Raw genomic sequence first — 23,605 nt, 5'->3', positions numbered from 1 at the left:
CGGGATCGGAGGTCATGTGCAGCCCCTGTGCAACGGGTTATCCGGCGAGACGGGTTATTTGGCGGCGGCTTATTCTGCGGCGGCGCGGATCCGCGCGGCAGCGGGGAAAATCGTGGTGAATTCGTCAATGGCCCGGGCGAGCCGGTTCAGCGCCGGGTCCGATACCAGCTGTCCCTCGCTGAAATCGCGGTCCGAGACATGCACGGCGGTCGAGAGCACCCGGGCCTCGAAAAAGGCAAATAACGGCCGCAGCTGATGTTCCACCGCCAGCGCATGTTTCTCGCCCCCGCCGGTCGCGGCGATCAGCACCGGCTTGCGCAGCAGCGCGGCAGGGTCGATCAGGTCGATCAGGTGTTTGAAAAGCCCGGGGTAAGAGCCCTTGTAGATTGGCGTCGCGACGATCAGCGCATCGGCATTCAAAAGCGTATCGAGGTTTTGCCGCGCCTGCGGGCTGAGGTCATCGGCGCGCCGCGCCCGGCCCAGATCCTCGCCGAAATCGGCGATGTCGAACAGGGTCGTGCGCGCATGCAACCCGGCCCCGGCCAGATCCAGCGCCTGCCCGACCAGCGCACGTGTTTTCGACGGCGCGGTGATATTCCCCGCAAGACCCACGATATGAAGTTCGGACATAAAGCTTTCCTCAATCCCGACAAGTGCCGTCGTGATAAAGCCCGAACACCGCACCAGGCCATTCCAAATTCAGACAAACCGCAGTGGATTTCTTTCGCGGGCCTCCGCGCGGGTCTCCTGTCCGGGACAGTGGAATGCCGAGAACAGAGGCGTTGTTTTCTGAAGGCCCGCATTTGCAGCAGATTGCTACTGTCCGATCATGGCCCCATGGGCAGGATCGGCTGCAAAGAGGGGAAGAATAATATTCGTCGCGTCGCGGCATTCCGGCGCAGCAAACCGCGCAAATGCGCAACTCACTGCCCGCAAGAGCGGAATTTCCCGGGCGTGATGCGCTCCGGTGCGTGGCCGCGCGGACCGTCTGGCAGCCGAAGGTGATTCCGATCAGCCTCGGGCACAGGAAGGCCGGGATACCCGACGGCATCGAAAAGCCGGTCCGCGGCTGATGGCCGCCCGAAAGCGCGGAAGCGGGATTGTCGCGCCATGGGCCAGCACCAGACCGCAGCAGCTACACCACGGGACCGCCGGTAAAGATGGCCAGATCGACGCGCAGAAATACGGTTGTGCCCTCTTTTCAGCATGCGAAACTGCGTGAGCTACCACGGATCGAATGTTAGGGCGATGATACGAGAGCCGCTTCACCTTCGGACCTCGGAACACCGGCGGCGGCCTCATTCGGGTCTGGCCCGATATGGGCCGGGTCTTTCGATGCCGGTCACCATCGATCTGCCGGCGCTCGGCCGGTCGCGGATTTTGGCGGTGATCCTGGTTCAGGCCTTCGCAAAAGTCGGCATAAGGACCGGCGCTTTGCCGCGCGAAGATACCAGTTCAATCCACCAGGATCGGCGAGCGCGGTCAGGCCGGCGACTGAGCCACCAGGTTTCATCATCCTGCCTCGGGATGGGGCCAGATCAGACCGAGTCAGTGCAAAAGCGAGGACAAAAGCCCGCTCACCGCGACGACGCGCAGGGTCTGGCTGTCGGCCAGCACCGGATGATCTGCGACAACACGATATTCCTGGCCCCGCGCCGGCGGCTGAAAACGGCTGGCCGAGGCGCGTCGGAAAGGCTGGCCCCCCGCGCGCTGACGCCTTTTTGCGGGTGGGCATGGGCGGGCTTTGTTTTATCTTGCTCTTTAGCAACCGTCTGGCCGCCATACTGCCGCGCCGCAGCCCTGCTCGGGGGCGCCTTTTGCGAGGGTTTCGGACCGCCGCCCGGCCCCATGCCGGTGCAATGGGCCTGATCCGTCAGGCAGGCAGTGCGGGCGCGGCTCTGCGCGAAAGCAGGGAGGGTTGCGAGGGCAATGACAGCCGCGCTGGCAAGCGCTATCAGACGGCGCATGGTGTTGGTCCTTTCGGCGAAGAAATTGCGACTGAGAGCCTGGCCCCGGCGAAACCGGCAGGGACCAGATAACGGAACGGGCGCGGGTCACTCAGGCCGGGGCGCGGCGGGGGGCGGCGGGAGGGCAGGTCGCGGGCGGCCCGCCGGGGCGAGGTGCTGGAACGGATGAGCATCTTCCGCACGCTTGCACTCCTGCGCACCGGTCCAAAGCGCCGGATCCTTGTCAGCCGAGACGGAAACCTTCTCACCGCTTCGGTCGCGCTGCCGGGCGGGGGCTGGCTTCTGACCCCCGTTCCCGACCCCGCCCCGTCCGAGGGTCGCTGGCTGATCCTCGACATCTGGATTGCGATGATCGTGGTGGGGTCGGTTGCGGTCTCCTGGTATGCTGCCTGCCGCCTCAGCCGCCCGATCGGGCTGATGGAGGAGGCCGCCCTGGAGATGGGCGGGATCGGCCTGCAGATGATCCTGGCGGGAATGATGCCGGTCATGGTCAGCGCCGGGCCGCTGGCGCTGAAACGGGCGCTGCGCAACCTGATGACAAACGCCGCCACCCATGGCGGCGGCGGCACGGTCAGCCTCGGGCCCGAGGGCGCAATGACGGTGGCTACCATCCAGCATCACGGGCCAGGCATCCCCGAATCGCTGATCGACCGCGTGTTTGAACCGTTCTTCCGCGTCGATCCGGGGCGGCAGAAAGTGCAGCCAGGTGCCGGGCCGGGCCTTGCCATCGCATTTGAGATCCTGTCGCGTTTCGGCGGAGCGATAGCAATCCGCAACCGCATGGGCGGCGGGATGGAGCAGGAAATCACCCTGCCCATATTGACCGCCTGACCCCGGCACAGTTCCCTGTTCGCGCCCCCGCGTCTGCGCAGGCGTGGCGTTTTATCGCACCGCTTCCGGGAAGAGATCACCCGCCCTGCACGAATTAACCAGGACTTTGCCCCGTTTTTGCCTGATTTGCCGTCCCAACTACCCGTGGTTGAGTTGTGGCAGAATGCTGCAACGCCGTGCCTTCGAAGAAGAGACGTATCATGGTCGCAATCGTGATTATCCTCAGCGGATTTGCTGCCCTGGCAGCATCGGTGCTGGTCTGGCTCCTGGAGGGGGGCTTTATCGCAGTGATGATGACCTATGTGATCTCCGGCAATCTTTGCTTTGCCCTCCTGAGCGGGTTTACCACCTCGGATCAATCATCAGAGGCCCGGCCCGATTTCACCAGGGCCATTGAAGCTGACCTTCAGGCGCTGCTGGAAGAGCGCCTCAACAAAACGCTCCGCAACCAGGCGCCGCTGCGCCAGCCGCGCTTTCCGCTTCTGCGCCGCAGCGGAGTCTCGCTGCCGGGCGCTGCAAAAGTGACCGGGTCGGCCAGAACCCGCAGCCTGTTTCGCTGAAGCGAGGACCCGTCCCTGTCCGGCCCGGGGTCTCAGGCCTCAGGTCTCAGGCTTCCTGCCCCGGGTGACGGGAGCTCTGCTCAGTCCGGTGGTGGCAGGCGGTTCAGGATTGCCTCGACCTGACCGGGGCTGCGCGCCGGTTTGACCAGGTCGGTGATCACCTTGTCAAAGGTCACAGCATCCGCGCTGACCCGGAAGATCTGCCAGGGCTCCTGGTCGCCCAGCTGACCCTTCATCATCAGAATCTGCGGGAAGCCGCGCCGCGCGGGCAAGAGATAGACATCGGTCATCTGGATTGTCATGCCCGGCGCCGTTTCCCAGACCGGAATCGCAAGCCGGCCTTCCTCTCGGTCAAGGAAAAGCCCGTCCTGATCCCCGGACAGCGAAAAACTGAGCGAGCCGGAGAACTCCGCTTCCTCCTCTGGCAGAGCCAGATCCACCAGCGCCGCATCGCCCGGGGCATGGCGTGGCTTCGCCCCAAGGCGTGGCAGGGTTCTCGAAGGCGCCGCTGGCGCGGCACTGGCAATCGCTTCCGCTGCAGCTTCGTAAGCCGGGCGGGCCGACCCATTGCCCCCGCTTGCGGGCGGCGCAGCGGCGAGGGGTGGATAATCCGGCTCAGGCAGCGGCGCTACGGGGATCGTCACATCGCGCGGCGCGGCCGCCGCAGATCTGGACGCAGCCGTTGCTGGAGCGGGCGCGGGCACAGCATCCGGCGCCATATCGCTTTGCGCCACGGCATGCTCGTCTTCGGGCGCCGCGCCTTCGGCCGCAACAGTTTTGCGGTCCGATCCATCCGGCATCTGCGCCAATGGCAGCTGTCCCTGGGGCAGCAGAAGGAAGGCCGCCATCACACTGGCCGTCGCCGCCGACCCCGCCATGCCGAGCCGCAAGGGCGAGAGCCAGCGCGCGATTAATGATGGCTCGCTTGCAGCAGCCGAGAGGCCGGCGGCGACAAAACGCTCGCGCGCGCGGGCGATATCGGCCTGCATCAGCGCCGGATCAGGATCAGGCAGGGCCAGATCCGCCAGACGGTCCAGCGGATCGGTCGGGGCCGTATCACGGGGGTCGCGGCAGCTGGTCACAACACCCCCCTCAGCGCTTTGCGGGCCTGGTGGATATGCCAGGACACCGTCACCTCTTTGCAGCCCATGATGCGGGCGGCTTCGGCCTGGGCCAGGCCTTCTCCATGCACCAGCAGGATCGCATCGCGTTGTTTTTCGGGCAAGGCCCGCACTGCACGCCAGATATCGGCGACATGCAGCGCATCCTCCTGATCGCCCTTGCTGAAATCATCGGTCAGAAGCGACGCCGCCGCCACCAGACGGCCCCGCCGCGCGCCGGCACGCTGCTGGTCGCGCACCGCATTAAGCGTCACACGGTAAAGCCAGCCCTGGAAGGAGGCGCGGCCGTCAAAGCTGCGGATCGTCGTGGCAAGCCGCATGCAGATGGTCTGCGTCACATCCTCGGCATCGGCGCGATTGCCGGTCCAGCGGCAGGCGACGCGGAAGATAAAAGTGTAATGGCGCGACAACAGCAGCTCGAAAGCACCGGCATCACCGGCGCGCGCCCTTTCGACCAGGGGATCGGTTCCGGTTGTCGTGTCAGATCCCGGCGCCTGTGTAACCAGACCGGCAGCATGTGTCGCGGCCCGGCTCCCGCCGACCCCTGTTTCGCCCGCCTGGGCCTGAACGGCCCTGTCGCTTGCGGCCTCGCTTTGGGGCAAAGACCTCTCGCCGTGACGCATCATCCTACGCTTCGCAACCGTATACGCCGCGAGAACAGCACTATTTTTCGGCCAAACGCAACCAGGAGCCGGCGGGGTTCCCCGCGGCTCTGTCCTTGCCGTAAAGGAAAGCGCCATGGCCATTGGCGGCTCCGCGACAGAGTTGCAGCACCGGCAGGTGAAGTTCCGGCCGTCACAGCAAGGACGCCTGTGGCCCGCAGGATCCTGGTTAGGGCATGTCACAAATCCGTCAGAATGGCCCGGCCCGTCTGTACGATTGCCAGCCGCCCCGCCCGCGCCTAAACTTCGGCGATGCCCACGCTCCAACAGCTCAGATACCTCGTCGCCGTCGCGGACCAGCTGAATTTCAGCCGCGCCGCCGAGCTGTGCAATGTGGCGCAACCAACGCTGTCGATGCAGCTGCGGGCGCTGGAGGAGCGCCTTGGCGCGCAGCTGGTCGAACGCAGCCGTGCCCGGGTCAGCCTGACGCCCGTCGGCCGCGATGTGGCGCGGCGTGCGCGTGAGGTGATCGACCGCATCGAGGATATCCGCGAGGTCGCGCGCAGGGGGGATCCCGATGCGCCCCAGGCCTCGCTCAGGATCGGGGTGGTGCAGACGGTGGGGGCCTATGTGCTGTCGGTCGCGATGCCCGGCCTGCGCGCCGCCTGGCCCGAAATGCGGGTCCATGTGCGCGAGGAGCGAACGGAAACCCTGATCCGTCAACTGCTTGACGGCACGTTCGATGTGATCTTGCTGGGCGAGGACCTGCGGCGCGAGGATGTGGAACAGGCGCCCCTGATCACCGAGCCGCTGCTTGCGGTGATCCCGGCCGATCACCGCCTCGCCGGACAAAGCGAGATCGCACCCGCCGATCTTGCGGGCGAGACGGTGCTGGGCTTTGACGGCGGGCCGGCGCTCAGACGCGCGGCGACGCGGCTGTGCAGCTGGGCCGGGGCGCGGCTTGCCCGGGATTACGAGGGCACCACGCTGGATACTTTGCGCCAGATGGTCGCGGCGGGGATGGGGATCTCGCTTCTGCCCGCGCTTTATATCCGGTCCGAGGTTTTGCGCGAACAGCTTGTGGTCGCCCGCCCGCTGTCCGGGGCGGTGCTGACGCGCAATCTCACCATGGTCTGGCGCCGTGACGCGCCGCGCAGACAAAGCTACACCGCCATCGCCGCGAATTTTCGTGAAAGCCTCAGTCCCTGGCACAGCGGCTGAACCGGGGCGGATCAGTCGTATTGGATCCGGGTCGTCCAGCCCGAGACCGAGACCCCCCGCGCCGATGCAAAGCTTTGCGCAAGCTGGCTCAGATCGCTGCCGCCATCGACCACGGTACAGGAAATCACCCCGCTTTGGGTGGCGCGCAAAAGCCGCAGCCGCGCCCCCGCCCGGCGGAACTCACCGGCAAGATGCTCCAGCCCGTCCCAGCAATCCTCGACGGCAAGGTCGATCTCGAAAATCAGCGAGATGCCGGGGAAACTGGCGCGCAGGCTGTTGATCGAGTCGACAGGGATCGCGAAATCGCACGCAGTGGCGGTTTTGGCCATGGGCCCCTCCTTCAGGTTACCGAAGGGCCAGAGGCGCCTCCGCTTTAGCTGCATTTCTTTCGCGCCCGCAATCTGAGCTTCAAATCGGCGCGTCGTCGGGGGGTTCGCTAGCATCCCAAAGCCCCTTTGGTCAAGTCAGGTGGTCACGCGGCGGAAGAATGAAATTCTCTCACACCGCCGGATTGCGAAAGCAGAACGTGGTTTCCCGCCGAACTGTGATCTTGTGCCAGCCTGTCGCAGCCGCTATCAAATAACGACAACAATGGTCGAGTATCATGCCCTTCCCTGCCCCGCTTTCGCATAAAAGAACGCCATCATGGCCCGGCGGGCTGCGGTCGGGGCAATATTGGCGAAATGGGAACAAACCGGTGCTTCCCTCCCCCGTAACCCCCTTTGCAGGAGAAAACCATTCTCTTCCCTTGCCGGTTTCCGGCCCTGGCGTTCCTTGCTTAGTGGCGCGGGTCGGTGCAATCAGGGGTGCTGAAACCGGAGTCGGCAATGGCCATTGAAATCGCCCAGCTGCGCAAGAGCTTTGGCCGCAATGAGGTGCTGAAAGGCATCGACATCGCGGTCGAGGATAAAGAGCTGATCGCCCTGCTCGGCCCGTCGGGCTCGGGCAAGACCACGCTGCTGCGCATCATCGCCGGTCTCGACTGGCCCGATTCCGGCCGGCTTGAGGTCGATGGCGCCGACTGGCTGTCGATCGCCGCGCGCGACCGCCGCATCGGTTTCGTCTTTCAGCACTACGCCTTGTTCCCGCATATGTCGGTGCGCGACAATATCGCCTTCGGGATGACGGTCCGGCCCAGGGCCGAACGCCCGGGCAAGGCGGTGATCGCACGCAAGGTCACCGAACTCCTGCAATTCCTGCAGATCCCGCATCTGGCAGACCGGCTTCCCGGCCAGCTCTCGGGCGGGCAACGCCAGCGTGTCGCGCTTGGCCGGGCGCTGGCGATTGACCCCCGCGTCCTGCTTCTTGACGAGCCGTTCGGCGCGCTGGATGCCGCCGTGCGCCGCGATCTGCGATCCTGGCTGCGGTCTGTGCATGATGCATCAGAGACCACGACGATTTTCGTCACCCATGATCAGGACGAGGCCTTCGAGCTCGCCGACCGGGTGGTGATCATGGGCGAAGGCCGGATCGAACAGATCGGCACCGCCGACCAGATCCATGACCACCCCGCCTCGCCTTTCGTGGCGCGGTTCATGGGGGCAACCATCGAATTGCCGGTGCGGATTGCTGCGGGCCGCGCGACGGCGCCCGGGATCGACACTGCCCGGATTGAGCGCCGCGCTTTGCCCGATGGGGCGGCGACCCTGTTCGTGCGCCCCGCCGATCTGACGCCGGTGCCCGACCCTGCCGGGCTGTGGCGGGTAAAACAGGTGACCTCGACCGGCGCCCTGCTGCGCCCGGTGCTGACCGGGCCCGAAGGTCAGGACATTGCGGTCGAGATCCTGCGCCGCGCGGCCCCGAACCTCTCGGCAGGGCAAAGCGTCACGCTGCGGGTCGAGACCGGCACCATTTTTACCGAAACGCCTCCCGGCCAGCGCGGCCAGGCGGGGCAGCCCTCTGAAATTAATGCTATTCCCCTTAAGGAGAAACAGAAATGAGCCTGATCTCTTCGCTGCGCACCGCTGCGGCGGTTGTGGTTCTGGCAGCCGCTCCGGCGCTGGCCCAGGACAAGATCCTCAATGTCAGCTATGATATCGGTCGCGAGCTGTTCGAAGCGCTGAACCCGGTCTTTGCCAAAACCTGGAAAGAAACCACCGGCCGCGATGTCACCGTCGATCAGAGCCATGGCGGCTCTTCGGCCCAGGCCCGCGCGATCCTTGAAGGTCTGAACGCCGATGTCGTGACCTTCAACCAGGAGACCGATATCGACGTGCTGGTCGATGGCGGCCTCGTTGATGCCGACTGGCGCAATGCCTTCCCGAATGGCGCCTCGCCCTATTATTCGCTGCCCGCTTTCGTGGTGCGCGAAGGCAATCCGAAAGGCATCAAGGACTGGAGCGATCTGGTGCGCGACGATGTGCAGCCGGTCTTCGCCAATCCGCGCACCTCGGGCAATGCGCGCTATACCTATCTCGCGGCCTATGCTTTCGCGCTGGAAGCCAATGGCGGCGATGAGGCCAAGGCCAATGACTTCGTGAAGAAGCTTCTGTCCAACGTTCCGGTCTTCGACACCGGCGCGCGCGCCTCCTCCCAGACCTTTGCCGAGCGCAATATCGGGGACGTTCTGATCACCTTCGAGGCCGAAACCGCCGGCATCGTCGCCCAGTATCCGGGCCTTGAGCGTGTGACCCCCGGCACCAGCCTCTTCGCGGCCTTCCCGGTCGCGCTGGTCAGGGAAAACGCTGAAAAGAACGGCACCGTCGAGGTTGCGACCGCCTATCTGAACTGGCTCTACACCCCCGAAGCGCAGCGCGTTCTGGCAGCGCAGAACTTCCGCGTCACCGATAAGGATGTGGCGGCTGAAGTTGCGGCACAATTCCCCGAGGTCAAACTGCTGACCGTCGACGTGCTGGGCGGCTGGGCCGAGATCAAGGCCAAGCATTTCGACGAAGGCGGCATTCTCGACCAGGTTTTCGAGAACTGATCTGCCCATGACCGTCGCTTCTGTCCGCATCAGGCCAAAGCGTGTTCTGCCGGGGTTCGCACTGAGCCTCGGCACCACGCTTCTTTATGTCAGCGTGATCATCCTGATCCCGATCATCGCCCTGGTGATTTCGGGCGCGGGGATCGGCTGGGACAGGTTCGTGCGCATTCTCACCTCGGCCCGCACACTCGACGCGTTGCGGGTCACGGTGCTGGCGGCGGCGATTGCGACGGTGATCAATGCGTTTTACGGGCTGTTGATGGCCTGGGTGCTGACGCGCTACGAGTTTCGTGGCCGTGCCTTCCTTGACGCGATGATGGATATTCCCTTCGCATTGCCCACCGCCGTGGCGGGCCTCGCGCTGACCTCGCTTTTCGCCTCGACCGGCTGGTTTGGCGGCCCGCTGGAAGCCATGGGCATCCAGGTCGTTTATGCGCTGCCCGGGATCATCATCGCGATGACCTTCACCTCGGTGCCCTTCGTGGTGCGCGCGGTGCAGCCGGTGCTGGAAGACCTCGACCCCGCGCTGGAGGAAGCCGCAAAGACCCTTGGCGCCACGCCCTGGCAGACATTTTCAAAGGTGATCCTGCCCGCGATCCTGCCAGCCTGGCTCGGGGGTTGCACGGTGTCGATGGCGCGGTCGATGGGGGAATTTGGTGCGGTGGTCTTTATCGCGGGCAACCTGCCCGGCAAGACCGAGATCGCCTCGCTCCTCGCTTTTATCCGGCTGCAGGAATATGATTATCGCGGCGCCTCGGTGATTGCGCTGATCCTGCTGGTCTTCGCGCTCTTGCTGCTGCTGATCTCAAACCTGTTCCAGATCCGCGCCGCGCGCTACCGCGAGGGTGGCAAATGACCGTGACCCCGATGAACGCCCATGACCAGATCGCAGCCGGCCGCCGTGCCGCCAATGCGGGCGAGCGCTGGACCGCGCGGGTGCTGATCGCACTGGCGCTGGTCAGCACCGCCTTCCTGATCGCGGCCCCCCTGGTCTATATCTTCTGGCGCGCTTTCGCAGCCGGGATTGGCGGCTATTGGGCCGCGATCACCACGCCCGACACGCTGCATGCGATCTGGCTGACGGTGATCGTCACCGTCATCGTGGTGCCGGTCAACGTTGCTTTCGGCATCGCGGTCGCCTGGGCTATTGCACGTTTCCGCTTTCCGGGGCGCGGGCTTTTGATGACCATTGTCGAGATCCCCTTTTCGATCTCGCCGATCATCGCGGGCATCTGCTACCTGCTGCTTTACGGCCGCCAGGGTTTCCTCGGCCCTTTCCTGCGCGAACATGACATCACCGTGCTTTTCGCCCTGCCGGGGATCGTGCTGGTCACCCTTTTCGTCACCGCCCCCTTTGTCGCGCGCGAAGTGCTGCCTCTGATGCTGGCGAAAGGCTCGGAACAGGAAGAAGCCGCCGTGACGCTGGGCGCGAAAGGCTGGCAGGTCTTCCGCTATGTCACATTGCCGGGGATCCGCTGGGCGCTGCTCTATGGCGCGGTGCTGTGTGCCGCGCGCGCGGTGGGCGAGTTCGGCGGGGTCTCGGTCGTTTCGGGCCGGGTGGCCGGGCAGACCAATACGCTGCCATTGCAGATCGAGCTTCTGTACAATGAGATGAATACCTCCGTGGCGGCTTTTGCGGCGGCCTCGACCCTGACGATGATCGCGATCATCGCCCTGATCGCCAAGACCTTCCTCGCTTCCCACAACCGGCGCGACTGACCGGTCCCCGCTCAGACCACCGGGTCTCAGCGGGCGGCAGCGTTTTCCTTTGCCGCGATATAGCGCGCCATCTGGCCGGCCTGCACGCGGATGTCGGGGATCGCGGTGATCTCCCAGAACATGGCGCGCGAAACCGGACCAAGCGCGAAAAGCCGGTCAGAGGCCGCGCCATCCCGCCCGATCAGCCGCGCCTCGGGCGAGACCTCGAAGCCGATGCGCAAAGGATCAACGCGCGCCGCCCCATCCGCCAAGAGCCCTGCCATCAATGGCGAGGCGTTCTTTTCCGGGTCATTGCGGATGCCACGACAGTCAATGATCCGCCCCACCTCCAGCCGCGCCGGGCCCGCCGCACCACGCGGCTGGATGACGGCGGTCACCGCGTCAGACCCCGCCGGTTCGGCCCGGATAAAGCCGGCGCGTTCGATCTTCAGCCGCCCCGCTTTCATCGCAGCCTCAAGCCGCGCGGCAGAGGCCGGCGGGATGCGATGGCGATGCACCTCCCACCAGGTGGCGGCATGGCGCAGGAAACGCCGGCGCTGGTCCAGATCCATATTCTGCCAGATCAGGCTGACATAAGGCCGGATCCCGTCGACCGCAGACCGCCATGCGCCACCTTCGGCCACTGCATCCGCCACGAGGCCGCGCAGCCAGGCCAGCAGCCGGCTGACCGGTGCCCCCAGAGGCACTGTTTCGGTCGCGATCTTCAGCGCCGCCCCCGGACCATGGGCGCGCGGCAACAGCCCGCGCCGCGAGATTGCGATGATCTGGCCCTGATGCCCGGCCCGTTCCAGCGAAAGCACCTGATCTACCATCGAAAGCCCGGTGCCGATGATCAGAACCGGCGCCCCGTCACCCGGCGGCGTATTGACCGACCAGGCGCCCGAGATCAGCCCGGATGGGTCTTCCTTCGGGACCACATGCCCGGTCGCAAGCACCGCATAGGCGCCTTTCAGCTGCCGCCCGTCATCCAGCTCGGCCTTCACGCCGCCCTCGCGCTCGCTGATCCCGAGACAATCGGCCTTGATACAGACCAGCCGCCCCGATGCCGTCCAGGGCGCCAGCAGGCAGGAGAGATAACTGCCATAGGTGGCGCGTCCGACGAAGCTTTCGCTGTCATAACTGCCGGCCGCGTTTTCCTCGAGCCAGTGCAGAAAATGATCCGACTCATCGGGATAGGCACTCATATTATGGACGCGGGTGTTCAGCAGATGGTCCGGATCACTGGTGGAATAGGCGATTCCGCAGCCCAGAAGATGCCGCCCCTCAACCACGGTGACCCTGAGATCGGTGTTCTGGCGCAACAGATTCGCGGCAAAAAGCACCCCGCTCGCGCCGCCGCCGATCACCAGCACATCGCGCCAGCCTTCCTCGCGCGCGAAGGGTTCGGCTCGGGTCGCAGGGGTATAGCTCATATCGGGTCCGTCTTGTGTTGGCATCATGATCAGCTGGCCAGCCCTGGCTGAGGTACCAACGGCAACCATCCAGCACCAATTCGGTTCCAGATTACCAGCCAAAACCGGAATATTGTTCCAAGATGTCACTTGCAAACAGAAATTTCATCGTTTCCCCTATAGGAACAGAGTGGAATTTCTCTGCCCCTGGTCTCGCCTGCGCAGAAAGCGGCTGACGCAGGCGCGGATCGGCGCAGATCCCGAAATCCGGGTTCAATCTTCCAAAGACCTGTTAACCAGGAAAAAACTGTTTCCAGCGAAGACCGTCATATAAATTGCAATTCTTCCGATGTGGAATTACTCATCACCTATTGTCTGAAATAAAATTCACAGAGTCACCCGGCGAGAATCATTCATGTCCTCGAGCGAATCCCCTTCCGGGGTTGCAAATTTCCCAAACCGCAGGGGGGTGAAGCGCCTGTGCGACTTCGCACTCGCTTTGATCACTTTGCCCATCACCCTGCCGATGATGCTGATGATCGCCGTTGCGATCCGACTGGGCTCCGGCGGCCCTGCCCTGATGCGGCTGAGCTGTCTCGGCCTGAACGGGCGCATCTTCCGGCAATACCGCTTTCGCGTGATCCGGGGGGACCTTTCGGCAGCGGATCTGTTGCACGCCAATGCTGCGGATGCGGGACATCTGACGCCGCTTGGCGCGGCCCTGCTGTCAACCGGGCTCAATCTTCTGCCACAGGTGCTGAATGTGCTGCGCGGGGACATGTCCTTTATCGGGCCGCGCGCGGTCGCAGTTGCGGCCACGGACCGGCGGGAGAAACCCGATAACCGGCTGCTTGCGGTGCGTCCCGGGATTGTCACTCCGGATGCATTTCATCCCGCAGGCCAAAGTCTGAGCGAAAGTGAGCGGACGGCCCTTTCGCTGGCCTATGTTCGCTGCGCCGGTGCCTGCACCGATGGCAAACTGGTGCTGCAATCGGCAGCACGGATCTTTCGGCGCCGGAACTGAGCGCTTTCGCCGCGCTTCAGCGAAGCAGGATTTCAGAGCGACAGCCGTTCAGAAGAACCGGATTTCAGAAGAACTGGCCGGCCGCACATAGGGCCAGCCAGGCTGGTTCAGCGATTGACCCGGCGATATTCCCGCGCCGAAGCAATCTGTGCGTCACGCTCGGCATAGATCCTGACCAGCCGCGACATGCTGGACGCATCTGTCGCCGCCAGTGACGCGCGGCGGATCTCATCTTCGCCAAGCGACAGCAGGTCGTCATAGACCGCATCCATCTGTCGGTCGGGACGATTGCCGGCCTCCCCCGTCAGGAACTGTCGGAAGATCAGCAGCGCCGACAAAGTACCCGCGACGATCCAGACCAGCAGGGCCGCTCCAACACCCAGCCCTGTCACAAGGCCAATCAGCCCATGTATCAACCCAATAACGCCACCGGCCACGATTGCGATTACAGCCATCGCCTGACCTCCTGTTTCCGTCCGAACCCCTTCGCCCTATCGGCGGGGGGTGGTCGATTGCATTCACCTGCACCAGGTGCAGAAAGGGTTACGGTCACCACCGGGACAGGGATTCCAGCAGTGACCGTCGCCGATCATCCTGGAACGTGACCCAGGCCGATCACCGGGCTGAGGGCAGCAGAGCCGGTTTGACCGGGGAGCACTGTCACCTCTCTGTTCTTCAGCCCGTGTTGGGCAGTCACTGGCCTGAGCTCCAGTGCCGCCGCATCACTCAGCACCACATTGCCATGCAGCGCCGCGAAATTGCGAACCCGGTCGATCCGCTCATCCGTACAATCGAGCAGGGCGGCCAGAGCCGAAACCTTGCCCATCGGCTTGACGGTGCCGACATAGTCATAAGGCGCATTGTCCGAGCGCTTGAGCACCCGGTTCATCACCGGATCGATCACCGTGATGATGTCCGAGATACCCGCATTCCGGCAGGTCTCGAGCGTGGCGACCATCAGCTCGCAAGTGGCGCGCGACACCGTGGTATCCGCCCCTTCCCGCGACAGCCGGGCGGTATCGACGCAGAAACGGGTCGATTCCCAGATCCTCGACGACCGCAGCGGTGCCTCGCCGTCAAGGATCTCGCTGAACACATCCGACAGCATATGCGGGCCGGTGGTCTGCAGCAGGCGCACACAGGAAATGACCTCGCCCTCGGTATCCAGCCCTACGAGGTAGAGCGGGTCGAGATGATCAAAGCGATCGATTTCGCGCCCTTGTTCGATACTCACGTCCCAACCCAGACGGTCACTGAAAACCCGGGCACGCAGCCGGTACATATCGTCAAGAACATCTTCAAACAGATGTTTGTTTACGGCGTCGATTACGATGATCATGGCAACCCCCATTGTCACATGTCCTCAGACGTTAACCACTGGTTGTGCCGCCCGATACTCGGGGAATCCCGTACTTATGAAGATTTTTTCTGCCTTTTCACGCCAGAAAAACGGCATGCTCCGCCACGGGCTCCTGCCCTGGCGGTCAATGGGGTCGCGCCCCGCGCTGTATCAGATCGGATAGATCAGATGTTGTGCAATTGCCCTTGCGATGGCCTGGGCTGTGGTCAGCGAAAAAAGCTTCTCGCGCGCCGAGCGCAGATGCACTTCGACGGTACGATGCGAAATATTCAGGATATCTGCGATGTCCTGCTGGGTCTTGCCGGCAGCGGTCCATTGCAAAATTTCCACCTCACGCGAAGACAGCGGCGTGCGGCGCAGGACATTGGAAAACGCATCGGAATTCATCACGGCGTCATGCATATGCACGGCGATCGATTGCAGATCTCCGATATGCTCGGCGATCATCGAATGCCATTCCTGATCTCCGGTGTCGCGCGTCACGCTGAGCATCCCGGTATCACCAAAAGGCCCGCGCACCGGGATTGTTACCCCACGGTCCGAAATCCCGAATTCCCGCGCAGCACAGAAAACAACGCGAAAATTCTCGCTTTGTTCGATCCGCGACCAGTCGATCGGTGCGATGCTGCGCTGCGCGATCCGCAGGGTCGGATCAATCAGGTGATAGGCCTGTTGGGTATAATGGCGCTTCCACTCTTCAGGATAGGTGACATAGCCATGCATCGTGCCGGCAACCGGGTTTGACCCCAGATAGGCAACATGATCGAATCCAAAGCGATCCCGCACCTGTTCAAGGAAGCAGTCGAATTTACCGGCCTGGCCGGCAACCTCGCTCAGGTCGATGAGCTCCGTCATGATCCCTTTTCCCGGTTCAGAGTAAGACAGTCGTACAAGTTGAACGGTTGCGCCCTCCAATCTGTTAACGCAAGCCTAAAAGCGGCCCTCACGTGTAATGTTTCCAAATTGTGGCAGAGCTGTCCGGTTCACCGGTCATAGTCTCTGAAACAGGGCTGAAGACTCAAATCCCGATCAAAGAGCGCAAGGGAGCACCCGAATCTGATCAGCCTGGCAATGCGGCGATATAATCGCGCGCCTGTGTGCCGGTCGAGGCCGCGCTTTGGCCCGGGCGATACAGCCCCGATCCAAGGCCAAAACCACTCGCGCCCGCAGCAAAATAGGGGGCCATGGTCGCGGGCGAGATCCCTCCCACCGCCAGCATTGGCACCGAGGCCGGGATCACCGCCCGGAGCGCCCTGACGGCGACCGGCGGGATGATCTCGGCGGGAAAGAGCTTCAGAAAATGCGCCCCGGCATGGATGGCGGCAAAGGCTTCGGTCGGAGTGGCGACACCGGGGCCATAGACCAGACCGGCCGCACGGGTTGCGGCTGCCACGCCAGGGTCGATATTCGGCGCGACGATCAGCCTGCCGCCGGCTTTTACCACAGTTTCAACATCGGTGGCGGTCAGCACGGTGCCGGCCCCGATGATCGCGCGGGTTCCGAAAGCCGCACTCAGCGCAGCGATGCTCTCCAGCGCCGCGGGCGAGTTCAGCGGCACCTCGATCAGGGTAAAGCCAGCCCCGACCAGTTCACCAACATGGGCCAGCGCCTCATCCGGGCGGATGCCCCGCAGGATCGCCACCAGCGGACAGGCCTTGAACGCCGTTGCAAACTCCATCATCAGATCAGCCCTCCGCGTTTCGCGATTTCAAAAAGCCCGCGCCGGTTCATGCCTTCGGAGGCAACCGTCGCTGTCACCCCGAACGCCGCGAAGGCGCGGGCATAGCGCCCCGCCAGATCGCCGCGCCCGATCAGGGTCACCCTTGTTCCGTCAGCCAGGCCTTGCAGCCCGGCCCGGATCTCATCACCGATCAGCAGCCCCGAGAGGTAATCGGCGATCTCTTCCGGCGCGAGCCGCCCCATCAGCACTAGGCTGCGGGCCGAGAAGGCCCGCGCCATCAACGCGCCCGGGGCTTTCGCGGCCCCGACCCCGCGCAGGAAAGCCGCCTCTGAACCCACCCCCGGCGCGATAAGCCGCCCGAGGATCGAATGCTGGCGCAGGACCGCAAATGTCTCACCGGTCATGCAGGTGCTCAGGCCACGGATCTGCCCTTCTTCGACCCGTACCCATTTGCTGTGGGTTCCCGGCAGGACGTAGACGCCGTCACCGCCGCCGGCTGCGATCTGGCCGATCACCTCGGTCTCTTCGCCGCGCATCACATCGGGAAGATCGCCCTCCGGGTCCGACACCGCGCCAGTCACGAAATGGATCTGCTGGCCGCCTTGCGTGCGATGTTCCACCAGGGCTCCGGCAAGTGCCGCCGCATCCAGCGGCAGCGGCAGATAGGGCGTCTCAACCCAGCCATTGCGGCTGGTGATCATGCCGGCGGCAATCACCGGCACGCCCGCGCCCAGCCAGGGCGCCAGCGCCGTTTCAAAGGCCCGATCGAAATCGGCGCCCGGCACGGCGAGAATCCCCTGCCCTGCTTCGGTCGCCGCGAGAACCTCGCCCGCCGGCCCAAGCGCCCAGGCGCGGAAACTGGTGGTCCCCCAGTCGATGGCGATCAGCGCGGTCATTCGTAAAACCTGTACCGTGTAAGCGCGCGCCAGATCTCGCCTGGTCGCAGGATCGTGTCCGGAAACGCCGGATGGTTGACCGCATCCGGCCAGCCCTGGGTTTCCAGGGCGATCCCGGCATAGCTGGCGTAACTCCGCCCGTCCAGCCCGAGGGTTCCGGTGAAGTGCCGCCCGTCATAGATCTGCAGACCCGGCTCGGTGGTCCCGATCTCCATAAGGAGGCCGCTTTGACCTTCGAGCCGGCCCACAGAGCGCAGCGCCTCGCGGCGGGCCGAGAGGCACAGGTTGTGATCATAGCCCGCCGGGCTGATCACGCGCGTTGCGCGGAAATCGAATGCGGTGCCGTCGACCGGCGCGATCTCACCGGTCGGGATCCGCGCGGCATCGACCGGCAACCAGTGATCCGCCGCAACCTTAAGCCGGTGGCCCCGAATATCGCCGCTGTCATCAAGGCAGAAATAGCCGTGATGCGCGAGGCTTACCGGTGTCGCCGCATCACTTCGGGCCTCAAGATCAAAGCTCAGCGCATCGCCCGCAACTGAGATTTCGGCGCGGATCGTAAGCCGCCCGGGAAAGCCCATATGCCCATCGGCGAGATCCAGGGTGAATACCACATGTTCTGCACCCAGATCTTCGATATCCCATATGTGGTGGTGAATGCCATCACTGCCGCCATGGAGAAGATTGCCGCCTTCATTGGCATCGACCCGGATCTCATGCCCGTCAAGCGTGAACCGGCCCCCCCCGATCCGGTTGGCAACCCGCCCGACCAGGGCGCCGACATAAAGGCCCTCGCCAAAATAGGGGGCAAGCGTCGGGAACCCCAGCACCAGAGGATGTGCGAAGCCCTCCATCCGCAGATCCTGCACCGTCGCCCCCATGGTCAAAAGCGTCGCCGAGAGCTTTGCCCCGCGCAGCCGCACCGCTTTGACCGGACGGCCATCGGGAAGGTGGCCGAAAATCTCAGACCTCATTTCAGGATCACTCCCGGCTCTGCCAGGCCTTTCACACCGGGGCGGACCAGCCAGGGCAGACCCTGATGCTGGTCGGGCGCCCTGATGCCCTCGCGCGCGGTGGTGACCAGCAGGTCACCCAGATCGGCACCGCCAAAGGCCGGGCAGGAGGCGTGTTGACCGCCAACCGCGATCTCCTGGGCACGGCTTCCATCGGGGAGGTAGCGCATCACCGCCCCCGCGCCCCATTTCGCGATCCAGATCCCGCCCTCACTGTCGGTGACCGCACCATCGGGGTTCAGCCCCTCGGCATTCAGGTCGAGGAAGATGCGGCGCTCTCCGACCGGCCAGCCGTCGGCATCCAGCGGCTGCGCCCAGACCAGTGCAAGCGCGGTGTCGGCGAAATAGGCCAGCCGCCCGTCAGGCGCGAAACAAATCGCATTGGGGATCGAGATATCGGCAAACAGCCGCGTGACCTGGCCGCGATAAAAGCGATAGATCGACCCCGCTCCGGTCTCGGCGCGCTTGCCCATGGTGCCAAACCAGAAGCCACCCTGACGATCGGCCCTCCCGTCATTCGACCTTGTGTCGGGCCGGTCGGCCTCGACGGCGATCAGATCAGCTATCGCGCCGGTCTCCAGATCAAGGGTCAGCAGCCCGGTTTCGCTGGCGATCAGCAGCCGGTCGGCATCAATCCAGGCGGCGGCGGAAACCATGCGGTCGAACCGCCAGTCGCGCCCCGAAGTCAAAAGCCGCCGGTTCAGAATATCGAACCAGAAGAACTGCTTACGTTCCGGGTGCCAGAAGGCGCCTTCGCCCAGCTCACAAATACGGGTGTCGAATTGGATCATGCCTGGCCTCCCGCCAGCCGCGCCTCGGAGAGTTTCACAAGGCCCTTTTGCAAAAGGATGAAGACCAGCAGCAAGAGGCCGATCACGATCCGCGTCCACCAGGAGGAAAGCGAGCCGTCAAACACGATATAGGTCTGGATCAGCCCCATGGTCAGAACACCGATCAGCGTGCCGAACATATAGCCCGCGCCACCGGTCAACAGCGTGCCGCCGATCACCACGGCGGCGATGGCGGTCAGTTCCGTCCCGACCGTCGCCAGCGAATAGCCCGAGCCGGTATAGACCGAAAAGACGATCCCGGCGAGGCCCGACATCAGCCCGGAAAAGGCATAGACCAGCACGGTGGTCCGGCCCTGGCGCACCCCCATCAGCCGCGCCGTCGCCTCACCGCCGCCAAGCGCATAGACCGAGGCGCCAAAGCGGGTCTTATGGGCCACCACAATGCCGATGGCGAAGGTCGCCAGCATCAGCACCCCGATCAGCGTCAGCCGCCCCTTGCCGGGCATCAGCCAATAGGCGCTGGTGAGCGACTGGTAAAACTCATGCGTGATCGGCACCGATTCAATCGACAAGAGATAGGCGGCTCCACGCGCGAGGAACATGCCGGCGAGCGTGACGATAAAGGCAGGCATCGCCAGCCGGTCGATCAGCCAGCCCATCGCCGCGCCATAAGCCGTGGTCAGACCCAGCAGGACCGCGAAGACCACCAGCGGATGCAGGTCCGTGTCGCGCAGCACCACGGCGATGAACACGCCCGAAAAGGCAATCACCGATCCGACCGAAAGGTCGATGCCGCCGGACAGGATCACCAGGGTCATCCCAACGGCCACGATGCCGAGATAGGCATTATCTGTCAGCAGGTTACCGATCACCCGCGTCGAGAGCATATTCGGGAATTGCAGCCAGCAGATCACCCAGCCGATCAGGAAAATCGCGATGGTGACATAAAGCGGCAGCGCGCGGGAATTCATTGGCCGGCTCCTTTTGGCGCTTGGCCGCGGCGCAATTCCTCGCGCCAGAAGGCCCATTCGCGCGCGATCCTCGGCGATTGCAGCACCAGGATGACCAGAACCAGCACCGCCTTGATCACGAGGTTATATTCCGACGGAAAGCCCGCAAGCCGGATGCCCGAGGAAATCGTCTGGATGATCAGCGCCCCAATCACCGAGGCCGCGATGGAGAACCGCCCTCCGAGCAGCGAATTGCCCCCGATCACCACGGCAAGGATGGCGTCAAGCTCCAGCCAGAGGCCGGCATTATTGGCGTCCGCGCCGCGAATATCCGCCGTGACGATCAGCCCGGCGAGCGCCGCGCATAGCCCCATCGCCATATAGACTGCGATCAGGAGAACGGTCGCATTGACCCCCGCCACGCGCGAGGCTGCGCGGTTGATGCCCACCGCCTCGATCAAGAGGCCAAGCGCGGTGCGCCGCATCAGCACCGTGACCAGAACGGCAGTGGCAAACCAGATCCAGGCCGGCACCGGCAGACCGAGGAAGGTGCCGGATCCGACAAAGGCAAAAGCCGGGTCGGTGAAGGTGAGGATGCGGCCTTCCGTGATCAGCTGCGCGATGCCGCGCCCCATGGTCATCAGGATCAGCGTTGCGACAAAGGGCTGCACCCCGACAATCGCCACCAAAGCGCCATTCCACAGCCCCGCCGCCAGCCCCGCCAGCAGCGCCAGCGCCAGGGAAAGCGGCAGCCCATAGCCCGCCGAAATCCCGAAAGCCGCCACCGCGCCGCAAATCGCCATGATCGTGCCCACCGACAGGTCAATGCCGCGCGTCGCGATCACCAGCGTCATCCCCACCGCGAGCAGCGCCACCGGGGCCGAGCGTTTCAGAATATCGATCACCGGCCCGACCAGCCGCCCGTCACTATAGCTGACCGACAGGAACCCCGGATAGAACACCGAGACCAGCGCCATCAGGGCGGCCAGCGCGATCAGCTGCGGCGCGATACGTTTCAGCAGATCCGCCATCAGCCCCCCTCCGCGCCGGCGATGGCGCGCATGATCCGCTCTCCCGAGACCTCATCGCCTTTGAGTTCGGCAATATGACGGCGGTCCCGCAAGACGATCACCCGGTCCGCCACCGCCACCAGCTCGTCAAGTTCGGATGAGATCACCAGCAAAGACATGCCTTTGGCCACCAGCTCATGGATCAGATGCAGGATCTCGGCATGGGCGCCGACATCGATGCCGCGTGTGGGTTCATCCAGGATCAGAAAGCGCGGATTCATCGCCAGCCAGCGCGCCAGCACCGCCTTTTGCTGATTGCCGCCCGACAGCTCGCCGATGCGTTTTTCGCGCCCCGAGGTGCGGATATCGAGCCGCTTGATATAATCATCCGCGATGCGGTTTTGTTCCGCGCGCGGGATCGGCCTTGCCCAGCCGCGCCGCGCCTGGAGGCCCAGAATGATATTCTCGCGGATTGAGAGATCGGCAATGATGCCACCGGTCTTGCGATCCTCCGGCGCGAAGCCAAACCCCGCCGCGATCGCGCGCGACGGCGAGGTCAGGTCGAGCTTGCCCGTCTTGTCCTTCGCCTCGCCGCTTGTCGCGGGTTTCAGCCCGAATAGCGCCTCGGCGCTTTCGCTGCGCCCCGATCCGAGCAGACCGGCAAGGCCGATCACCTCGCCCTCGCCCACGGTCAGATCAAAGGGCTCCACCGCGCCACGGCGGCCAAAGCCCTGGAATTGCAGCATTTCGGGGCGCGGGCCGCGATCAGCCGGGCGCGAATGCAGCACCTGATCTTCCAGCGTGCGGCCCAGCATATGTTCGATCAGCCTGACGCGGTTCAGGCGTGCCGTGTCTTCGGTCGTCACATATTGGCCATTCCTGAGCACCGTGACCCGGTCGGTCAGATCAAAAACCTGATCCAGAAAATGCGAGACGAACACGATCCCGAGGCCGCGCGCCCGCAAGGACCGCACCACGTCAAACACCATCCGCACCTCGCTCGCATCGAGGCTCGCGGTCGGTTCGTCAAGGATCAGCACCTTCCCCGACAAAGACACCGCCCGTGCAATCGCGATGATCTGGCGGATCGCCACAGAATAGCTGCCCAGATCGCGGTCGACATTCAGATCAAGGCCATATTGCGCGAGGATCGCCTTCGCCTCGCCCCGCATCGCACGCGACGAAATCAGGCCGAAACGTTTCGGCTCGCGCCCGAATAAAAGGTTCTGCGCCACCGTCAGATTTGGGGCGAGATTGACCTCCTGATAGACCGTGCCGATGCCCAGATCCTGCGCCTCGACGGTTGAGCGCGGCGCAATCGCGACCCCGTCCAGCGTGATCACGCCCGCATCGCGCTGATAGGCGCCGGTCAGACATTTGATCAGCGTTGATTTCCCCGCGCCATTCTCGCCCAGCAGCGCATGGACCTCACCGGCGCGCAGGTCGAAATTCACCCCGTCCAGCGCTTTCGTGCCGGGGAAGGTCTTGGTCAGCGCGCGAATGGAGAGGAGCGTCATCCCAAAGGTCTTTCCTGCGAAAGAGGGGCGGGCCAGGTTCCGGCCCACCCGAAGGCAATCAGTAACCCAGATCCTTGCGGGCCTCATATTGACCGGCCGGATCATCCGACTGGGTATAAAGCTTCGACTCGGTCTGGATGAACTTGGCCGGTTCGGTGCCGTCTTTCCAGAAGGCTTCCAGCGCGTCATAGGCCGGGCCTGCCATGTTCGGGGTCAGCTCGACGGTCGCATTGGCTTCGCCATCGGCCATCGCCTTGAAGATATCCGGAACCCCGTCGATGGACACCACCAGGATATCGGTGCCCGGCTTCAGACCGGCTTCCCTGATCGCCTGGATCGCGCCGACCGCCATATCGTCATTATGGGCGTAGAGCGCGCAGATATCCTTGCCGCCATTTTCAGCCTGGAGGAAGCTTTCCATGACTTCCTTGCCAAGCGAACGGGTGAAGTCGCCGGTCTGGCTTTGCACGATGCTCAGATTCGCATGGCCTGAGATGCCCTGCTCAAAACCCTTTTTGCGGTCGATGGCGGGCGAAGAGCCGGTGGTGCCTTGCAGCTCGACAATGCGGCAGTCTTTGTCGCCAACGGTGTCTGCGAGCCATTTGCCGGCCACTTCGCCCTCATGCACCAGGTTCGAACCGACAGCGGTCAGGTAAAGCGAGGGGTCGCTGTCGACCATACGGTCCAGCAGGACAACCGGGATCTCGGCCTCTTTGGCCTCTTGCAGCACCGCATCCCAGCCGGTGGCGACGACCGGCGCGATCAGGATCGCATCAACGCCCTGGGCGATGAAAGACCGCAAAGCCGCGATCTGATTTTCCTGCTTTTGCTGCGCATCCGAGAATTGCAGCTGATAGCCGCGCTCTTCCGATTGCGATTTGGTCAGCGAGGTCTCCGCCGCGCGCCAGCCCGATTCCGAGCCGATCTGCGAGAAGCCGATCACCTTACCATCGGCCATAGCGGCCCCGGCCCCAAGCGCGACAATGGCGGCACCTGCCAGCAAAGTCTTAACAGTCATGTCTTTC

At 64.0% G+C, this 23,605-nt stretch carries 25 protein-coding genes; 9 read left to right on the top strand and 16 right to left on the bottom strand.

The genetic code is table 11. The features are described from left to right. Window positions 1–69 precede the first annotated feature (69 nt). Window positions 70–630: an NAD(P)H-dependent oxidoreductase gene (locus JC607_RS01580; protein ID WP_198835171.1), complete on the bottom strand. Its 561-nt coding sequence runs from the start codon at window positions 628–630 to the stop codon at window positions 70–72. Between the two features lie 705 nt (window positions 631–1,335). Between JC607_RS01580 and JC607_RS01575 the strand changes: the two genes are divergently transcribed. The 3 genes from JC607_RS01575 (at window position 1,336) to JC607_RS01565 (ending at window position 3,358) form a co-directional block, all read left to right on the top strand. Beyond that, a complete protein-coding gene (locus JC607_RS01575; protein ID WP_198835170.1) occupies window positions 1,336–1,869 on the top strand; it encodes a hypothetical protein in 534 nt (177 codons plus the stop codon). 263 nt (window positions 1,870–2,132) lie between these two features. Then, window positions 2,133–2,798, top strand: coding sequence for an ATP-binding protein (locus tag JC607_RS01570; RefSeq protein WP_198835169.1), 666 nt, complete (start codon window positions 2,133–2,135; stop codon window positions 2,796–2,798). A 200-nt stretch (window positions 2,799–2,998) separates the two neighbouring features. Then, the gene (locus JC607_RS01565) at window positions 2,999–3,358 is read left to right on the top strand and encodes a hypothetical protein (protein ID WP_198835168.1); all 360 of its coding nucleotides are present in this window, start codon (window positions 2,999–3,001) and stop codon (window positions 3,356–3,358) included. An 80-nt stretch (window positions 3,359–3,438) separates the two neighbouring features. Here JC607_RS01565 and JC607_RS01560 read toward each other — a convergent pair whose 3' ends face one another. Continuing rightward, window positions 3,439–4,440, bottom strand: coding sequence for a hypothetical protein (locus JC607_RS01560; RefSeq protein ID WP_198835167.1), 1,002 nt, complete (start codon window positions 4,438–4,440; stop codon window positions 3,439–3,441). Beyond that, window positions 4,437–5,105 (bottom strand): RNA polymerase sigma factor, encoded by a 669-nt coding sequence (locus JC607_RS01555; protein ID WP_198835166.1) that lies wholly within the window; start codon window positions 5,103–5,105, stop codon window positions 4,437–4,439. Before JC607_RS01555 ends, JC607_RS01560 begins: the two co-directional genes overlap by 4 nt. A 288-nt stretch (window positions 5,106–5,393) precedes the next feature. Here JC607_RS01555 and JC607_RS01550 point away from each other — a divergent pair, with 288 nt between their 5' ends. Beyond that, window positions 5,394–6,302 carry a LysR substrate-binding domain-containing protein gene (locus tag JC607_RS01550; RefSeq protein WP_198835165.1) on the top strand — a complete coding sequence of 303 codons (909 nt, stop codon included), beginning with the start codon at window positions 5,394–5,396 and terminating at the stop codon, window positions 6,300–6,302. Between the two features lie 11 nt (window positions 6,303–6,313). Here the strand turns inward: JC607_RS01550 and JC607_RS01545 are convergent, their stop codons facing one another. Then, window positions 6,314–6,631 (bottom strand): hypothetical protein, encoded by a 318-nt coding sequence (locus tag JC607_RS01545; protein ID WP_198835164.1) that lies wholly within the window; start codon window positions 6,629–6,631, stop codon window positions 6,314–6,316. Window positions 6,632–7,129: 498 nt separating this feature from the next. Here JC607_RS01545 and JC607_RS01540 point away from each other — a divergent pair, with 498 nt between their 5' ends. The 4 genes from JC607_RS01540 to cysW are packed head-to-tail and all read left to right on the top strand — an operon-like array spanning window position 7,130 to window position 10,947. Continuing rightward, window positions 7,130–8,242, top strand: a complete 1,113-nt coding sequence (locus JC607_RS01540; RefSeq protein WP_198835163.1) for a sulfate/molybdate ABC transporter ATP-binding protein — start codon at window positions 7,130–7,132, stop codon at window positions 8,240–8,242. A 5-nt stretch (window positions 8,243–8,247) separates the two neighbouring features. Next, on the top strand, window positions 8,248–9,228 hold the full coding sequence (locus tag JC607_RS01535; protein ID WP_370584725.1) for a sulfate ABC transporter substrate-binding protein: 981 nt from the start codon (window positions 8,248–8,250) through the stop codon (window positions 9,226–9,228). A 7-nt stretch (window positions 9,229–9,235) separates the two neighbouring features. Continuing rightward, entirely contained in the window at window positions 9,236–10,084 is an 849-nt protein-coding gene (gene cysT, locus JC607_RS01530) for a sulfate ABC transporter permease subunit CysT (protein WP_198835161.1), read from the top strand. Next, window positions 10,081–10,947 (top strand): sulfate ABC transporter permease subunit CysW, encoded by an 867-nt coding sequence (cysW, locus tag JC607_RS01525; protein WP_233092532.1) that lies wholly within the window; start codon window positions 10,081–10,083, stop codon window positions 10,945–10,947. The genes cysT and cysW overlap by 4 nt, the downstream gene beginning before the upstream one ends. Window positions 10,948–10,973: 26 nt before the next feature. On the opposite strand, the gene JC607_RS01520 is transcribed toward cysW, so the two are convergent. Further along, window positions 10,974–12,359 carry an FAD/NAD(P)-binding protein gene (locus JC607_RS01520; RefSeq protein ID WP_198835160.1) on the bottom strand — a complete coding sequence of 462 codons (1,386 nt, stop codon included), beginning with the start codon at window positions 12,357–12,359 and terminating at the stop codon, window positions 10,974–10,976. 394 nt (window positions 12,360–12,753) lie between these two features. Here JC607_RS01520 and JC607_RS01515 point away from each other — a divergent pair, with 394 nt between their 5' ends. Further along, the gene (locus JC607_RS01515) at window positions 12,754–13,362 is read left to right on the top strand and encodes a sugar transferase (RefSeq protein WP_198835159.1); all 609 of its coding nucleotides are present in this window, start codon (window positions 12,754–12,756) and stop codon (window positions 13,360–13,362) included. 107 nt (window positions 13,363–13,469) lie between these two features. Here the strand turns inward: JC607_RS01515 and JC607_RS01510 are convergent, their stop codons facing one another. The 11 genes from JC607_RS01510 to ytfQ all read right to left on the bottom strand — a co-directional run bounded on the left by JC607_RS01510 (window position 13,470) and on the right by ytfQ (window position 23,598). Next, a complete protein-coding gene (locus JC607_RS01510) occupies window positions 13,470–13,817 on the bottom strand; it encodes a hypothetical protein (protein WP_198835158.1) in 348 nt (115 codons plus the stop codon). A 134-nt stretch (window positions 13,818–13,951) separates the two neighbouring features. Next, window positions 13,952–14,701 (bottom strand): acyl-homoserine-lactone synthase, encoded by a 750-nt coding sequence (locus JC607_RS01505; protein WP_198835157.1) that lies wholly within the window; start codon window positions 14,699–14,701, stop codon window positions 13,952–13,954. 171 nt (window positions 14,702–14,872) lie between these two features. Further along, a complete protein-coding gene (locus JC607_RS01500) occupies window positions 14,873–15,577 on the bottom strand; it encodes a LuxR family transcriptional regulator (RefSeq protein ID WP_198835156.1) in 705 nt (234 codons plus the stop codon). A 205-nt stretch (window positions 15,578–15,782) separates the two neighbouring features. Then, on the bottom strand, window positions 15,783–16,403 hold the full coding sequence (locus JC607_RS01495; RefSeq protein WP_233092530.1) for a 2-dehydro-3-deoxy-6-phosphogalactonate aldolase: 621 nt from the start codon (window positions 16,401–16,403) through the stop codon (window positions 15,783–15,785). Further along, window positions 16,403–17,299 (bottom strand): 2-dehydro-3-deoxygalactonokinase, encoded by an 897-nt coding sequence (locus JC607_RS01490; RefSeq protein WP_198835155.1) that lies wholly within the window; start codon window positions 17,297–17,299, stop codon window positions 16,403–16,405. Before JC607_RS01490 ends, JC607_RS01495 begins: the two co-directional genes overlap by 1 nt. Then, window positions 17,296–18,273, bottom strand: a complete 978-nt coding sequence (locus JC607_RS01485) for an aldose epimerase family protein (RefSeq protein ID WP_198835154.1) — start codon at window positions 18,271–18,273, stop codon at window positions 17,296–17,298. The genes JC607_RS01490 and JC607_RS01485 overlap by 4 nt, the downstream gene beginning before the upstream one ends. Continuing rightward, window positions 18,270–19,103 (bottom strand): SMP-30/gluconolactonase/LRE family protein, encoded by an 834-nt coding sequence (locus JC607_RS01480; protein WP_198835153.1) that lies wholly within the window; start codon window positions 19,101–19,103, stop codon window positions 18,270–18,272. Before JC607_RS01480 ends, JC607_RS01485 begins: the two co-directional genes overlap by 4 nt. Beyond that, window positions 19,100–20,074 (bottom strand): galactofuranose ABC transporter, permease protein YjfF, encoded by a 975-nt coding sequence (gene yjfF / locus JC607_RS01475; RefSeq protein WP_198835152.1) that lies wholly within the window; start codon window positions 20,072–20,074, stop codon window positions 19,100–19,102. The genes JC607_RS01480 and yjfF overlap by 4 nt, the downstream gene beginning before the upstream one ends. Then, entirely contained in the window at window positions 20,071–21,084 is a 1,014-nt protein-coding gene (locus JC607_RS01470) for an ABC transporter permease (protein ID WP_198835151.1), read from the bottom strand. The genes yjfF and JC607_RS01470 overlap by 4 nt, the downstream gene beginning before the upstream one ends. Further along, window positions 21,084–22,580 carry a sugar ABC transporter ATP-binding protein gene (locus tag JC607_RS01465; RefSeq protein ID WP_198835150.1) on the bottom strand — a complete coding sequence of 499 codons (1,497 nt, stop codon included), beginning with the start codon at window positions 22,578–22,580 and terminating at the stop codon, window positions 21,084–21,086. The genes JC607_RS01470 and JC607_RS01465 overlap by 1 nt, the downstream gene beginning before the upstream one ends. Window positions 22,581–22,638: 58 nt before the next feature. Next, window positions 22,639–23,598 (bottom strand): galactofuranose ABC transporter, galactofuranose-binding protein YtfQ, encoded by a 960-nt coding sequence (ytfQ, locus tag JC607_RS01460; RefSeq protein ID WP_198835149.1) that lies wholly within the window; start codon window positions 23,596–23,598, stop codon window positions 22,639–22,641. Window positions 23,599–23,605 lie beyond the last annotated feature (7 nt).

Source organism: Paracoccus sp. IB05 (assembly GCF_016405985.1).
Taxonomy (GTDB): domain Bacteria; phylum Pseudomonadota; class Alphaproteobacteria; order Rhodobacterales; family Rhodobacteraceae; genus Pseudogemmobacter.
Note: the sequence above shows the minus strand (reverse complement) of the source record. Positions and strands in the feature narration are given on the sequence as shown.